The organism is Clavibacter michiganensis subsp. tessellarius, assembly GCF_021922985.1.
GTDB classification, from domain to species: domain Bacteria; phylum Actinomycetota; class Actinomycetes; order Actinomycetales; family Microbacteriaceae; genus Clavibacter; species Clavibacter tessellarius.
This window is the reverse complement of record NZ_CP040788.1, coordinates 2,498,535-2,512,691: the sequence shown is the minus strand read 5'-3', so window position 1 is coordinate 2,512,691 and position 14,157 is coordinate 2,498,535. Positions and strand designations below refer to the sequence as shown.

At 76.5% G+C, this 14,157-nt stretch carries 17 protein-coding genes; 7 read left to right on the top strand and 10 right to left on the bottom strand.

From position 1 onward, the window contains the following. Positions 1-104 precede the first annotated feature (104 nt). Together FGG90_RS11855 and FGG90_RS11850 are read left to right on the top strand one after the other, a co-directional pair. Positions 105-278 (top strand): hypothetical protein, encoded by a 174-nt coding sequence (locus FGG90_RS11855; RefSeq protein ID WP_165771366.1) that lies wholly within the window; start codon positions 105-107, stop codon positions 276-278. A 140-nt stretch (positions 279-418) separates the two neighbouring features. Next, on the top strand, positions 419-1,759 hold the full coding sequence (locus tag FGG90_RS11850; protein ID WP_094126899.1) for a nucleotide disphospho-sugar-binding domain-containing protein: 1,341 nt from the start codon (positions 419-421) through the stop codon (positions 1,757-1,759). Between the two features lie 39 nt (positions 1,760-1,798). Here the strand turns inward: FGG90_RS11850 and FGG90_RS11845 are convergent, their stop codons facing one another. Both FGG90_RS11845 and FGG90_RS11840 read right to left on the bottom strand, forming a co-directional pair. Then, a complete protein-coding gene (locus FGG90_RS11845) occupies positions 1,799-2,155 on the bottom strand; it encodes a hypothetical protein (protein WP_094126901.1) in 357 nt (118 codons plus the stop codon). Positions 2,156-2,245: 90 nt separating this feature from the next. Next, entirely contained in the window at positions 2,246-3,625 is a 1,380-nt protein-coding gene (locus FGG90_RS11840) for an NAD-dependent succinate-semialdehyde dehydrogenase (RefSeq protein ID WP_094126903.1), read from the bottom strand. 348 nt (positions 3,626-3,973) lie between these two features. Here FGG90_RS11840 and FGG90_RS11835 point away from each other — a divergent pair, with 348 nt between their 5' ends. Continuing rightward, the gene (locus FGG90_RS11835; protein ID WP_094126905.1) at positions 3,974-4,858 is read left to right on the top strand and encodes a helix-turn-helix transcriptional regulator; all 885 of its coding nucleotides are present in this window, start codon (positions 3,974-3,976) and stop codon (positions 4,856-4,858) included. A 6-nt stretch (positions 4,859-4,864) separates the two neighbouring features. Here the strand turns inward: FGG90_RS11835 and FGG90_RS11830 are convergent, their stop codons facing one another. Continuing rightward, positions 4,865-5,371: a hypothetical protein gene (locus FGG90_RS11830; RefSeq protein WP_094126907.1), complete on the bottom strand. Its 507-nt coding sequence runs from the start codon at positions 5,369-5,371 to the stop codon at positions 4,865-4,867. A gap of 181 nt (positions 5,372-5,552) precedes the next feature. After that, positions 5,553-5,858 (bottom strand): hypothetical protein, encoded by a 306-nt coding sequence (locus FGG90_RS11825; RefSeq protein ID WP_133065133.1) that lies wholly within the window; start codon positions 5,856-5,858, stop codon positions 5,553-5,555. Between the two features lie 127 nt (positions 5,859-5,985). On the opposite strand from FGG90_RS11825, the gene FGG90_RS11820 reads away from it, so the two are divergent. The 3 genes from FGG90_RS11820 to FGG90_RS11810 all read left to right on the top strand — a co-directional run bounded on the left by FGG90_RS11820 (position 5,986) and on the right by FGG90_RS11810 (position 7,230). Further along, on the top strand, positions 5,986-6,507 hold the full coding sequence (locus tag FGG90_RS11820; protein ID WP_094126911.1) for a GNAT family N-acetyltransferase: 522 nt from the start codon (positions 5,986-5,988) through the stop codon (positions 6,505-6,507). Positions 6,508-6,654: 147 nt separating this feature from the next. After that, positions 6,655-6,912, top strand: a complete 258-nt coding sequence (locus FGG90_RS11815) for a GNAT family N-acetyltransferase (RefSeq protein WP_237583364.1) — start codon at positions 6,655-6,657, stop codon at positions 6,910-6,912. 159 nt (positions 6,913-7,071) lie between these two features. Beyond that, positions 7,072-7,230: a hypothetical protein gene (locus tag FGG90_RS11810; protein ID WP_237583363.1), complete on the top strand. Its 159-nt coding sequence runs from the start codon at positions 7,072-7,074 to the stop codon at positions 7,228-7,230. Here the strand turns inward: FGG90_RS11810 and FGG90_RS11805 are convergent. From FGG90_RS11805 to FGG90_RS11780, 6 genes are read right to left on the bottom strand one after another with little or no spacing between them, the layout of a single operon-like run. Beyond that, positions 7,227-7,445 carry a hypothetical protein gene (locus tag FGG90_RS11805; RefSeq protein ID WP_094126913.1) on the bottom strand — a complete coding sequence of 73 codons (219 nt, stop codon included), beginning with the start codon at positions 7,443-7,445 and terminating at the stop codon, positions 7,227-7,229. The two genes, FGG90_RS11810 and FGG90_RS11805, sit on opposite strands and share 4 nt — an antisense overlap. Further along, positions 7,442-8,086 carry a uracil-DNA glycosylase gene (locus FGG90_RS11800; protein ID WP_210433028.1) on the bottom strand — a complete coding sequence of 215 codons (645 nt, stop codon included), beginning with the start codon at positions 8,084-8,086 and terminating at the stop codon, positions 7,442-7,444. Before FGG90_RS11800 ends, FGG90_RS11805 begins: the two co-directional genes overlap by 4 nt. Before the next feature lie 28 nt (positions 8,087-8,114). Then, a complete protein-coding gene (locus tag FGG90_RS11795; protein ID WP_094126915.1) occupies positions 8,115-10,271 on the bottom strand; it encodes an iron ABC transporter permease in 2,157 nt (718 codons plus the stop codon). 30 nt (positions 10,272-10,301) lie between these two features. Next, positions 10,302-11,291: an iron-siderophore ABC transporter substrate-binding protein gene (locus tag FGG90_RS11790; protein WP_094126917.1), complete on the bottom strand. Its 990-nt coding sequence runs from the start codon at positions 11,289-11,291 to the stop codon at positions 10,302-10,304. Then, a complete protein-coding gene (locus FGG90_RS11785) occupies positions 11,288-12,253 on the bottom strand; it encodes an ABC transporter ATP-binding protein (RefSeq protein ID WP_094126920.1) in 966 nt (321 codons plus the stop codon). The genes FGG90_RS11790 and FGG90_RS11785 overlap by 4 nt, the downstream gene beginning before the upstream one ends. 46 nt (positions 12,254-12,299) lie before the next feature. Beyond that, entirely contained in the window at positions 12,300-13,409 is a 1,110-nt protein-coding gene (locus tag FGG90_RS11780; RefSeq protein ID WP_237583361.1) for an amidohydrolase family protein, read from the bottom strand. 250 nt (positions 13,410-13,659) lie between these two features. On the opposite strand from FGG90_RS11780, the gene FGG90_RS11775 reads away from it, so the two are divergent. Next, a complete protein-coding gene (locus FGG90_RS11775; protein ID WP_210433029.1) occupies positions 13,660-14,067 on the top strand; it encodes a hypothetical protein in 408 nt (135 codons plus the stop codon). Positions 14,068-14,157: the final 90 nt, after the last annotated feature.

Here is a 14,157-nt window from a genome sequence, read left to right as displayed (position 1 = left end):
GCCTCCCGCGGCGACGGGTGTGGACGGTCGGGCGCCGATCCCAGCCTCGATCCCTACCCTCCTCGGGACCGCAGCGCTCCCCGCCGCGACGAGGGAGATCGAGCATGCGCCCTGCCGCCCGCCCGACGGGCCTGCCCCTCGCCCTCGGCGTCGTCGCCCTCGGGTCCGCGTGCGTCGCCGCCGGGGTGCTCGGGGTCCTCACCGTCGGCGCCATCCGCCTCCAGCGGCTGCTCCTCGCGGATCCGGTCGCGCCGCGGCCCGACGCCGCGCTCCCCTGAGGAGCCCTCCGCGCGATCGTCGGCGCACCCGTCCACCCGTCCACCCAGCCACCCGTCCACCCAGCGTCCACGCCCGGGACGCGCACCCGTCCGCCCGCCCTCCCGCCGCGCGCCGCGCGTACCCGACCGGAAGCCGCATCGTGTCCTCCTACCTGCTCTGCGCCCCGCCCATCTACGGGCACCTCGCGCCGCTCGTCACCGTCGGCCGCGGCCTGGCCGCGCGCGGTCACGCGATCACCGTGCTGACGGGCGCGAAGTACCGGGACCTCGTCACGGGGGCCGGCCTCCGCTTCGCGCCCCTGCCCGCCGAGGTCGACTACGACGACGCCGACCTCGAGGAGCTGCTCGCCCCCGCCTCCGCGGCGCGCGGCGTGGGAGCGATCCGCGAGGGCATGATCGCCCTGTTCGTGCGCGTGATCCCGGCGCAGCACCGCGCGGTGCTCGCGCTCCTCGACGCCGAGCCGTTCGACGCCGTGCTCGCGGAGGGGGCCTTCACCGGCCTCGTCCCCTACCTCGCCCTCCCGCCGGCGGAGCGCCTGCCCGTGCTGGGCATCGGCGCCACGCCCGTCGTGCTCGCGAGCGTCGACGCGGCGCCGTTCGGGGCGGGCCTCGCGCCCGGCCGCGGGCCGCTCGGGCGCCTCCGGAACCGGGCGCTCGCGCTCGCCATCCGCCCCGGGCTCACCCGACCGCTGCGGGAGGCGGTGGATGCCGTGCTCGCGGAGATCGACTCCCCCGCCTCCCGCGCGGACCCCTTCGACTACGCCTACCGCTGCTTCGACGCGCTCTTCCAGCTGAGCGTCGCCGAGCTCGAGTACCCGCGCCGGGAGCTGCCCGGCACCGTCCGCTTCGTCGGGCCGCTGCGGGACGCGGCGGGTCGCGCGGACGCGGCGGCGCTGCCGGACTGGTGGTCGGACCTCGTCGACGGCCGCCCGGTCGTGCACGTCACCCAGGGCACGATCGACAACGCGGACCTCGGTCGCCTCGTCGCACCGACCCTGCGCGCCCTCGCCGACGAGGACGCCCTGGTCGTCGCGACCACCGGCGGCCGCCCCGTCGCGGACGTGCAGCGCGCGCTCGGCGGCCCGCTGCCGGACAACGCGCGCGTGGCGGAGTTCCTCCCCTACGACCTGCTGCTGCCGCTGGTCGACGCCGTCGTCACGAACGGCGGGTTCGGCGGCGTGCAACGGGTCATCGCGCACGGCCTGCCGCTCGTGGTCGCGGGATCCACCGAGGACAAGCCCGAGGTGGCGGCCCGCGTCGCCTGGGCCGGATGCGGCAGGAACCTGCTAACGGGCACCCCGCGTCCGGACGCCGTGCGCCGCGCCGTGCGCGAGGTCCTCACGACGCCGTCGTACCGGCTGCGGAGCCGCGAGGTCGCCACGGCGATCGCGGCCCTGCCGGATCCGCTGGAGGTCATCGCGGCCGGGCTGGACGCCGCGGTGGCGGCGCGCCGGGGTCCGTCGGCGACGTCGGGCGCCTGAGCCGACGCCCCCGGCCGGCCCGGACGGGGACGGGGACGTCTAGTACGGGCGGTATTGCGAGAGCGCGAAGAGGATCCCGCCGATCACGAGCACCACGGCGGCGGACGCGAGCAGCCCGACCGAGGACACCGCGATGCCGCCCCCGACGAGGCGCGGGCGCTCCGCGGGGTGCCGCCTCGCATCGCGGATCCCGCGCCGGACGCCCACGATCCCGATCACGAACGTGACGATGGATGCGGCGGCGAACAGCACCGCCCCGATCAGGAGCTGCGGCTCGGGGATCAGCCGCGCGGCCGCGATCGACGCGACGACGCCCACCGGCCCGACGAGGCTGAGCCAGCCGAGCCGCCAGGCCCGGGAGCGCGGGCGGAGGGCGGCGTCATGCGGATCCGTCATGCGTGAAGGGTATTCGCGGCCCGCGCCTCGCGGACGGGTGCGCGCCCCCGTCGCGCCGCGGCCGCCCGCACAGCAGCCCGGCCCCGCGCCTCACGCGATGCGGATCAGCTTCCGGTTCGCGAACTCGTCCACCGCGTGCCGGCCGAGCTCGCGGCCGGAGCCCGAGCGCTTCACGCCGCCGAAGGGCAGCTCGGCCGCGTCGCCGAGCACGAGGTTGACCCAGACCATGCCCGCGTCGATGCCGTCGGCGACCCGCAGCGCCTGCTCCGGATCCGTCGTGTACACGTACGAGCCGAGGCCGAACGGGGTGTCGTTGGCGAGCGAGACGGCCTCCTCCTCGGACGCGACCCGGTAGAGCGCGGCGACGGGGCCGAAGAACTCCTCGCGGTAGGCGTCCATCTCCGGCGTCACGTCGGCGAGCACGGCGGGCGGGAACATGTTGCCGACGGGCTCGCCGCTCGCGAGCACGGTGGCGCCCTGCTCCACCGCGCGGGCCAGCTGCTCCGTGAGGCGCTCCGTCGCGGCGCGCGAGGAGAGCGGGCCGAGCAGGGTGCCGTCGGCCATCGGATCCGCGGGCTGGGCCGCCGTGAGCGCCGCCGTGAAGCGCGCGGCGAAGTCGTCGTAGAGGTGGTCGATCACGAGGAAGCGCTTGGCGCCGTTGCAGGACTGGCCGTTGTTGTCGAGGCGCGCGGCCACGGCGTCGGCGACGACCGCGTCGAGGTCGTCGGTCGACAGCAGGAGGAAGGGATCGGATCCGCCGAGCTCCAGCACGACCTTCTTGAGGTGCCGGCCGGCGATCTCCGCGACCGCGGCGCCCGCCCGCTCGGAGCCCGTGACGGAGACGCCCTGCACGCGCGGATCCGCGATGACGCCCTCGATCTGCGCGTTCGTCGCGAGCACGCTCACGTAGACGCCCGGGTCGGCGCCCTGCTCCGCCGCCGCGTCCGCGTACATGCGCTGGATCGCCTCCGCCGACTCGGGGCACTGCGGCGCGTGCTTCAGCAGGATCGCGTTCCCCGTGACGATGGCGGGACCGACGAACCGGGCCACCTGGTAGTACGGGAAGTTCCACGGCATGATCCCGAGCAGCACGCCGAGGCCCGAGCGGCGCACGAACGCGGATCCGGTGCCGTCGACGAGCGCGATCGGCTCGTCGGCGAGGAACTCCTCGGCGTTCCGGGCGTAGTAGCCGAGGATGTCGGCGGCGAAGTCGACCTCGCCGAGCGCCTGGTCGAGGGGCTTGCCCATCTCGCGCACGATGATCCGCGCCAGCTCGTCGCGGCGCTCCGTGTGCAGCTCGGCGACGCGGGCCACGAGCGCGGCGCGCTGGGCGATGGAGGTGCGGCGCGACCAGCCGCGGTACGCGCCCTCGGCGGCGGCGAGCGCGTCCTGCAGCTCCGCGTCGGTGATCTCGGGATGCTCGGCGACGGTCTCGCCGGTGGTCGGATCGGTGACGGCGTAGCTGCTCATGGGTGCTCCTCCTCGTGCTGCCGCGCGGGTGGCGCGGGTGGGGCCCACGATATCGAGCGGGTGGCGCCGTGGCCGAGGCGGCGACGCCGTCCCGCCCGCCGATCCCTCGCACGGACCGCCGTCGCCGTCAACGCCTTGAGGAACGGGGCCCGCCGTGGGAGCGTCGTGGTGGGGCCGGGCATCCGCGCCCCACGGGGCAGCTCCGAGGAGCTGGGCGGTGCGGGTCGGCCGCCGGTACCCCGGCGGGACACGGCGCGTCCACCGGCCGTCCACCCGCCGGGCACAGCATGGGGGTGCGGTGCGGACGTCCGGGGGGACGACGTGCACCGCGGATCCGGGGGGATTCCGATGGTCGATGCGCAGCACACGCATGAGGGGCCGCCCGCGGCGCAGGCGGAGCCCGTCGAACGGGCGCGGCTGCTGCGGCCGGGCCAGCCGCTGGGGCTCCGGCTCGACGCGCGCGTCGACGAGTTCCGAGAGCTGCTGCTGCGCTGCCCGCTGGAGGAGGTGCGGCCCGCGGGCCGCGACTGGCTCCGGCTGCGCTACGAGGAGATCGTGCCGCTGGTGCTGCCCGCCGCCCTCGCGGCCGTCGAGCACGGGCGGACCCTGCCTCCCGCGTGCCTCGACGAGCTCCGCGCGGTCGCCCGCCGGAGCGCGGCGCAGCCCGACGTCGACCTGTCCGTCGCCCTCCGCGGCGCCCTGCCCGCGCTGCGCGTCTTCGCGCTCGTGATGCACGCGGCGGCCGCCGAGCGCGACGCCACGCTCGTCGTCGCCATGGCCCGCGCGTCCCACGTCGCGCACGAGCTCGGCACGTGCTGGGTGGAGGCGTGGGCGGGGCATCGTGCGCAGGACGCGGCGACGCCCGCCGTGATCGTCGCGGGACCGGCCCCCGCCGACGCCGACGTGGAGCTCGACCTCGTGGCCCGCGCGCCCGACCTCGACGACGTGGAGGAGCGCATGCTCGCCCTCACCGCCCATGGGATGTCCAACGACGAGATCGCGCGCGCCACCTCGTACAGCCGGCAGGCCGTGGCGTGGCACCTCGGTCGGCTGATGCGCACGTGGAACGCGCCCAACCGCACGGCGCTCGTGTCGGTCGCGTTCGTCCGCGGCGTGATCCGCACCCGGCGCGACCGGCGCGCGCGCCGTGCCGAGCCGCCGCGCATGATCGAGGGCGGGACGCGCGGACGCCCCGCCATCCCGGAGGATGACGGGGCGCCGACGGAGCCGTGACGGGGATCAGCCGCCGTTGATGCTGATGACGTTGTCCGTCTTGACGTTGTTGCCCAGCACGCCCCAGTTCAGGAACCCGCCGTCGCCGTTGTTGGTGACCTTGCCGGGTCCGTCGAACCAGTAGATGACGTAGCTGCCGCCCTTGATGTCGATGGGCTTGGCGTCCACGATGGCGCCCTCGACGACGATGTCCTGGTTCTTGTTGACGACCGCGACCGTGAGGCGGTCCGGGTTGTCCGCGCTGTAGTAGCCGATGTCGAGCGCGGCCAGGACGGCGCCGTTGCGGTCGCTCTGGTCGTTCACCGCGGCGGTGATGGCGCCGACGATGGCGACCGGGTCGAGCGTGACGCTGCCCGTGACGGGGCTGTTGACCTCGCTGCTCTCGGCGGCGGGTGCCGCGGGCTCGGCGGCCTGGGCGGGTGCCGCCGCGAAGCCGCTGAGCGCGGCGATCATCCCGCCGCTGAGGGCCGCGGTGGCGACGATGCGGGTGGTCTTCGACGTGAGCTTGCTCATGATCTCTTCCTCTTCCTGTGGGGTCTTGGATGGATCGTGCTGTCAGTCGTTCTTTCCGACACCCATGACGATGCCGGGCGGCCGGCCGGAGCGCACGCGATCGGGCCGGTCGTTGGACGGTCGTCCAACACCTCGTCGGACGGGGGCGGGATGTGCTTCCGGGCGGCAGCGGGCGCGGCGGTCAGCGGCCGGTGCCGCGTCCGGTCCGCCGGTCGGTCTCCCAGTAGACGAGCTCGACGGTGTCCTCCGGCCCGAGCACGCGCTCGAGGATCGCGAGCAGACGCTCGCCCTGGGCCGCGTGCTCGCGCGCGACGGCGCGATCCCGCCAGCCGCGGTCCCACTCGAACCCCTCCTGGAACACGGCCGCCCAGGCCCGGACGGCCTCCTCGACGTGCGGCGGCAGCTCGGGCGTGCCGTCGGGGCAGAGGCCGTCGTCGCCCCAGAGCGGTCGGTCCACGCCGTACTCGTCCATCAGGCGGTAGTGCACGGGTGCCTCCGACCGGGTCCGGTCCGCGCTCTGCGGGCCGTCACCGAGCATGCCAGTCGATCGGCCGGCCGCGCCGGCGCATGGGCGATGGGCCGTACCCGTCCACCCGCCCGCATACGCTCGCGGCATGCCCACCCGGATCCGCCCCGTCGCCGCCCGCGACCTCGCCGCGCTTCAGGGGATCGAGGACCGGGCCGACCGGATCCTCGTCGAGCTGCTGCGCCCCGCCACGTGGTGGCCCGCGCCGACCGGGGCGGAGCGCGCGGCGGAGCCCGGGTTCCTGCTGGTCGCGGAGGACGCGGACGGGGACGCCGACGCCGACGGCCAGCTCGTCGGCTTCGCGCACGTCCTCGAGGTCGACGGCCTCGCGCACCTGGAGCAGGTGGCGGTGCCGCCCGAGCACGGGCGCCGCGGGCACGGCGGCGCGCTCGTCGAGGCGGCGGCCGCGGAGGCCCGGCGGCGCGGGCATCGGCGGATCACGCTGCGCACCTTCGCCGACGTCCCCTGGAACGCGCCCGCCTACGCCCGCGCCGGCTTCGTGGAGGAGCCGTCGGCGACGCCCTTCCACCTGCGCCTCGTGGAGACGGAGGCGCGGCTCGGGCTCGACCGGCTCGGGCGACGGGTGCAGATGGGGCGCGCGCTGGGCTGAGGCGGCGCGCGCACGGCGGCCTTGTGCCGATCCGCGCCGTCGGCCAGTGTGGACCCATGTCGTCGAGATGAGCACCGGCTCCCGCTCCGCACCCCTCCACCCGCGCCCGGCGGATCCCGCCCGGCGCGCCTCGACGACAAGGCACCCATGACCGCGCACGCCCCGCTCCCCCGCATCCGCCCGTACCTGCCCGCCGACGAGACCGGCTGGCTCCGCTGCCGGGCGCTCTCGTTCCTCGACACGCAGTACTTCGACTACGCGCTGGCCCGGCGGCCGGATCCCGCCGAGCCGTCCGTCGCGCTCGTCGCGGAGGACCCGGACGGCACCATCGTCGGGATCCTCGACATCGGCGTCGAGGGCGCCCTCGCGACCATCGACGCGATCGCCGTCCACCCCGACCACTAGGGCCGGCGCATCGCCACGACCCTCCTCGAGACCGCGCTCCCGCTCCTCGGCGGCACCGGCGCCACCGAGCTCGACGCGTGGACCCGCGAGGATCCGGCCGCGAACGCCTGGTACCGCCGCGTCGGCTTCGTCGAGGAGACCCGCTACCTGCACGTGTACGTGAGCGAGGGCGACGACACGAGCGGCTTCACGACCCCCGACGGCCTCGGCCGGCCGGTGCAGGCATTGCTGCACGCGCCGATCGAGCGCGAGGCGGAGCTGCGGGCGCGGTTCCGGCGCGTGCACGTGTGCCGGCGGTACGTGATGGGGGTCGGCTAGCGCATCCGCCGGAGGGCGACCACGAACAGCGCTGACATCGTCCCGAAGATCGCCGCGCCCAGGAGGAGCGCGACGCCCATGGCCCCGATCGAGGCGCGGCCGTCGGCGACGGACACCGCTAGGGCGCCCACGACGATCCCCGCCAGGGCGAGGATGGCGTTCACGACCGCGAGGGCGCAGGTCATCGCGCGGGATCCGCCCGGGGACAGGCTCACGACACGCATCCGGCCGCGAGGATCCGCCCGACACCAGCGAACGCATCCACCTGGTGCGCCCTCCGCTGCTCCCGCTCGACCGGGTCGGGGTGGAAGAGCGCCTGGCGACCGGGGTGGATGGTCGCCACCACGGGGAAGCGGATCCCGTCGGCGAGCGTGTCGTCGAGCTCGACGGCGTAGCGCCAGATCCGCTCGGCGTCACGGCCCTGTGGCAGCACGACCTCGAGGCCGGGCAGGAGCGCGACGAGCTCCACGAGCGCCCGAGCTCCCACCCGGCCCTGCGCCGCATCCGGCGCCGCGTTGATGTACCAGGGGTACGCGTTCCAGGGCAGCACGTCGCGGTCGCGGATCCCGTGCTCGGCGAACAGCACGGCCTGGCGCTCCGCGGTCGGATCGTCGTTCTCGATGCTGAGGAAGCCGGAGCCGACACCCACCTGCGTCGCCGGCCCGGGATCTCGCAGCACGCTGAGCACGCGCGCGTCCGTGCCGCCGTGGTGCGGGGCGATGCGCGGGACGAACCCCTCCGGGTCCGGCTCCGAGATCGCGGCGACGAACGCGTTGATCGGCGCCATGTGCGGCGCGGTCTCGGCCGTGTCCTCCTGCGAGATGCGGAAGTCGTGGCCGGCCATGCGTCGGGTCATTCCCCGAACCTACGCGGCGCCGTCGCCGCTACCGCCCCCTGGCCGCCCGCCCGCGCCACAGCAGCCACACGAAGTACGGCGTGCCGACGAGCGCGGTTACGAGGCCGGCGCCGAGCTGGGCGGGGGCGATCGCCGTGCGGCCGAGCAGGTCGGCGAGGGTCACGAGGGCGGCGCCCAGCAGGATCGCGACGGGCACCACGCGCGCGTGCCGCGAGCCGACGAGCGCGCGGGCCGCGTGCGGGGCGACCAGGCCGACGAAGCCGATGACGCCCACCGCCGCGACGGCCGTCGCCGTCAGCACGACCGCGATCGCGAGGGCGAGCAGGCGGGCGCGGCCGAGCGAGACGCCGAGGAGGCGCGGGGTGTCGTCGTCGAGGGCGACCAGGTCGAGCATCCGGTGCCGCGGGGCCGCGAGCGCCACGCCGAGCACGAGCGCGACGAGCACCGGCAGGGCGTCGTCGAAGCCGCGACCGTACGTGGATCCGGAGAGCCAGGTGAGCGCCTTCGCCGCGTTGAAGGGGTCGGTGAGCACGATGATCAGGCTGATGGCCGCGGCCGTGCCCGCCGAGACGCCGACGCCGATGAGCACCAGGCGGTTCTGCGGGAAGCCGCCGCGCGCCGCCAGGCCGAACACCACGCCGGCGGCCGCGAGCGCGCCGAGGCCCGCAGCGCCGGCGATGCCCCAGCCGGCCGCGAGCGGCGCGCTGGTCACGAACAGCACGGCGCCGAGGCCCGCGCCGCCGGAGACGCCGAGGATCGCGGGATCCGCGAGCGGGTTCCGCGTCACGGCCTGCACGAGCACGCCGGCGAGCGCGAGGGCCGCGCCCGCGAGCACGGCGGCGAGCACGCGGGGCACGCGGGTGTCGAGCACGTAGCTCACGACGGGGCCGGCGGTGCCGCGGATCCCGTTCACGACGTCACCGAGGAGCAGCTTCGCGTCGCCGAGGAGCACGGCCGCGACCAGCAGCGCCGCGAGGACGGCCACGAGCGCGCCGACCACGAGCGCGACGCGGCGACGGGTGACGACGCCGTGCCGCTCGGTGGGCGCGGGCGCCGCGCTGTCGCGGGTGCGCACGGCCAGCACCACGAGCACGACCGCGCCGATGAGGGACGTGACGAGGCCGGTCGGGACGGCGACCGACGCCTCGGCCCCGACGACCGCGCGGAGCAGCACGTCTGCGAGCAGCACGACGGCCGCCCCCATCAGGCCGGCGACGGGGATGAAGACCCACGAGCGGCGGACGCCCGGCACGAGCGCGCGGAGCGGCCGCGCGAACGCGGGCGCGTACAGGCCGACGAAGCCGATGGGCCCGGCGACCGTCACGGCCGCGGCGGCGAGCAGCACGGACGCGAGCACGGCGATCACGCGGGTCGCCCGCACGTCGACGCCGAGGCTGCGGGCGGCGTCGTCGCCGAGGCCGAGCGCGTCGAGCCGACGCGAGAGGAGGAGCAGCAGCACGAGCGCGACCACCACGACGGGCGCCATCTGCGCGACCGCGTCGAAGCCGTTCTGGCCGATGCCGCCCTGGCCCCAGCGGTAGAGGCCGCTGGTCTGCTGCGGGAAGAGGAGGAGGAGCGCGCTGGTCACGGATCCGAGGCCCAGCGCGAGCGCGCTGCCCGCGAGCACGAGGCGCACGGTGCCGGATCCGAGTCCCGAGACCGCGAGCACGACCGCCGCGGCGACCAGCCCGCCGACGAACGCGACGCCCGCGCCCGCGATCACCGGCAGCGTGAGGCCGGTGACGCCCGCGACCGCGAGGGCCGCGTAGGCGCCCGCGTTCACCGCGAGCGTGTCGGGCGAGGCGAGCACGTTGCGGCTCACGGTCTGGAGCGCGGCGCCGGCCGCGCCGAGGGCGAGGCCCACGAGGATCCCGGCCGCCATGCGCGGCAGCCGCGACGCGACCACGACGGACGCGTCACCCGGCGTCGCGCGGCCCGTGAGCGCCTCCCACACCTCGCGGGGTCCGACCGCGGCGGTGCCCTGGGTGACGTCGACCACCGCGAGCACCGCCACCACGAGCACCAGCAGTCCGACGACCGCGACCGCCCGCACCGGGATCCGGCCGGCCCCGTCGGCGCGCACGACGGCGGCGAGCGACGGGACGGGGGCCGGCATCGCCGCCTCCGTCGGGCGCTCGGGAGGCGCGTCGGCCGGCGGGGGCGCGGTGCGGGCGGGGGCGGTCATCGGATCGGGAGGGGGGTCGGGCGCGCCGGATCAGCCCGCGAGGGTGGCGACGACGGCCTTCGCGTACGCCGTCATCGAGGCGGGGCCGCCGAACACCCAGATGCCCTCGGGCATGCGGTGCACGTCGCCGGCCGTCACGAACGGGAGCGACTGCCAGACGGCGTTGCCCGCGAGCGTGGACGCGAACGGGTCGTCGCCCTGCGAGGAGTTCGAGTTGTAGAGGAACTGCACGTCGCCGACGGTGGTGAGGCCCTCGACGTCGGTGGATCCGAGGCCGTAGGCGGGGTCGACCTCGCCGGTCCAGGCGTTCTCGAGGCCGAGCTCGGCGGTCACGTCGCCGACGAGCGAGCCCTTCCCGAACGGGCGGACGGTGACCTGCCCGGCGTCCACGTACGCGTCCGCGAACAGGAACTTGGAGCCCGCGAGGCCGGCCGCGTCGAGCGCGGCCTTGGCGTCGGAGACGGCCTGGTCGTAGGCGCCGATGACCTCGGTCGCCTTGTCCTCGGTGCCGGTCGCCTTCGCGATGAGCTCGAGGTTGTCCTCGCTCTGCTGGATCTGCTTCGTGCCGTCGGCAGACTTCACCTGCAGCACCGGCGCGATCGCCTTGAGCTGCTCGACGGCGTCCGCGGGCAGGTCGGTGGTCGCGACGATGAGGTCGGGCGCGAGCGACGCGATGGTCTCCACGCTGGGCTCGCCGCGCGTGCCGATGTCGGCGGGCTCGTTCACGAGCGGGACGGCCGACGACCACGCGCCGTAGCCCTCGACGTCCGCGACGCCGACCGGATCCACGCCCAGCGACACGAGGTTCTCCACGACGTTCCACTCGGTGCCGACGACCTTGGTCGCGGGTCCGTCGAGCGTGACCTCCGCGCCCGTGCCGTCGGTGAGGGTGATGGACGCGGCGCCCGGCGTGGATCCGGCGCCCGTGGATGCCTCCTCGGTGGTGCCGCATGCGGTCAGCGTGAGCGCTGTCGCGGCGGCGAGGGCGGTCATCGCCAGGGTGCGTCGTCTCGTGATCACGGGTGGAGCCTCTCGTTCCTGTGGTGGTGGCGGGCGACCGCGCGGGTGCGCAGGCTGCCCGTCGTCGGGTCCGCGTGGACCTCGACGGGGATGCCGTAGACCTCGGTGAGGAGGTCGGGGGTCAGCACCTCGGATGGGGTGCCGGTCTTCACGATTCGGCCGTCGGAGAGCAGCGCGACGGTGTCGGCGAGCGCGGCGGCCTGATCGAGGTCGTGGAGGACGACGCCGACGGCGATGCGGCCGTCGTCGGCGAGGTCGCGCACCAGGTCGAGGAGCTCGACCTGGTAGCGGAGGTCGAGGTAGGTGGTGGGCTCGTCGAGGAGCAGCACGCCGGTCTCCTGCGCGAGGCAGCTCGCGAGCCAGACCCGCTGGAGCTGGCCGCCCGAGAGCTGGTCGACGCCGCGGTCGGCGAGCGCGACGAGGCCCGTGAGGTCGAGGGCGCGGTCGACGGCGGCGCGGCCCTCGGGATCCGCCCCGCCGAAGCGGCCGCGGTGCGGGTACCGGCCGAACTCGACGACGTCGCGGACGCTGAGGCCGCCGGGCGTCGGCCGTCCCTGCGTGAGGAGCGCGACGCGGCGGGCGAAGCGGCGCAGGGAGAGGTCGAGGGCGTCGGTCTCGGCGCCCTCCTCCTCGACGAGCGCGAGGGATCCGGAGCGCGCCGCCTGCAGCCGGGCCATGGTGCGCAGGAGGGTCGACTTGCCGCTGCCGTTGGGGCCGACGAGCACGGTGACGCAGCCCGGCCGGATCTCGAGGCCGGCGCCGTGCACGACGGCCGTGTCGCCGTACGCGACGGTGATGTCGCGGGCCGCGAGGGCGGATGCGGCGGGGCGGGCGGTGCCTGTGGCCGCGGGGCCCGCGCCCGCGGGGCCTGCGGCCGGCGCCGCGGCCTCGGCCGGGGCGTCTGCGGCCGACCCCGGGTCGACGGCGCGCGGGATCGGCGAGGTCGGAGCGGGGGAGGTCACGATAGGTGAGGTTAGCCTAACCTCATGTCCGCGGACAACCCGGGCCTCAGCCGCGCAGGTCCTCCTCCCCGAGCCGGTGGGCGCCGCGGAGCCAGGCGACCAGTTCGTCCGCGGTCGCGTCCGCCGCGTCGGGCAGCGGGTCCGCGCTGGCCAGCGCGTGCGCGATGCCGCCGGGCGCGCTCCCCAGCACCGCGTCGAGCAGGGCGTCGCCGCGGAGCCCGACCTCGCCGAGCAGCTGGATCTCGCGCGCGTTGAGCCCCACGGGCAGGTCGCCGTTGCCGAGGTCGGTGCCATGCGCCACGCGGCCGCCGACCGCGCGGTACCGGCGCGCGTTGTCGAGGGCGGCGTCGAGGTCGGCGCCCTCGTGGATCGCGAGGGTCGAGATCCAGAGCACGTCGCGCGCTGCCGACTCCCGCAGCGTCGCGTCGTCGAGCCGCTCGGTCCACGGCACGTGCACGAGCACGTCGGCGCCCGCGCGGATCGCCCGCCCGGCCTGGCCCGCGCCCTCCGCGTGCACCGCGGCCGGGAGCCCGGCGTCGTGCGCGGCGTCGACGAGCGCCGCCAGCACGTCGTCCGGGAGGAGCGGCCCGCCGTCGTGCAGCACGATCTTCACGGCGGAGGATCCGCCCGCCCGCGCCGCCGCGACGGCCCCCGCCGCGTCCTCCGCGCGCGCCACCTCGCGCACCGCGGCAGCCGGTGCCCAGGGCCGGTCGGACGGGTAACCCCCCACGGCGGTGTGGAACGGACCCGCGTACCGGACGGCAACCCCGGCAGGCGGGCGGGCCGCGATGCGCGCGATCGCTACGGGATCCCACCCCAGGTCAACGACCGCCGTGACGGCCGATCCGGCGAGCGCCGCGTGGTCGACGAGCCCGAGGTGCACGTGCCGGTCGACGACGCCGTCGGACACGCTGAGGTCGAGCCGATCGCGCACCGGCGCGGCGGGATCCGCGAGCGTGACGCTCCCGCCCGCGATGCGCACCGCGACCTCCCGGTGCCGCCGGTCGAGCCGCAGCTCGCGCACGCGCCACACGCCGTCGTCGGCGGCGCCGGGAGCGTCGGCAGCGACGCCGTCCGCGGCAGCGCCGGCAGCGTCGGCAGCAGCAGCGCCGTCGGCGGGCGGGACGGGCCGGTCGGCCGGGCGCGAGGGGGTCATGGGGCGAGCGTAGGCCGCGGCCGGAGCCCATCCGGCGCCCGGCGGCGATGTGCCGGACGGATCCGCGCTGCCGCCCATGTGCAGGAGCCGACCGGCCGGATCCGCCCACCCCGTACCCTCGTGCGATCCCGTCCCCGATCCGCGCCCGAGGTCCCATGACGCCCGTCCCACCCCCGCACGCCGTCGCCCGCCGCGCGCGCCGCGCGGCCACCCGGCGGCCCGATCCGGCCCGTGCCGACGGAGCGCGCCGATGCTGAGCAGCCCCGACCGCGACGACGACCTCCTCCGGGAGCGCCTCCGCGCCCTGCACGACACCTGGCCGGGCGACCCCGCCGACGACGACCCGCTGCACGACGCACGCCGGCGCGCGGAGGCCGGATCCCCGCCGCGGCTCGTCGACCTCGTCGCCCCGGTGTGCCGCGCCATCGGCCGCCGCCTCGGCGCGAGCGCCACGGGCCTGCCCCTGCCGCCGGCCCCGACGCCACCTGGCGCCGCCGCCCCGGGCGCCGACCTCGCCGCGACCTCGCCTCCCGCGTCACCCGACCCGGCCCCCGCTCCGGACGCGGACGCGGACGCGGACGCCGACGGGGACGCCGACGGGGACACCGACGTCGACGCCGACGCCCGCCGCACCCGCCGCACCGACCGCCCCCGCTGACCCCGCCGCCCCATCCGCGCGACGCGCGACCCGCGACGCCTCCACCCGCCCCCGCACGTCGCTACCGTGGACCCGTGCCCTCCGACCCCG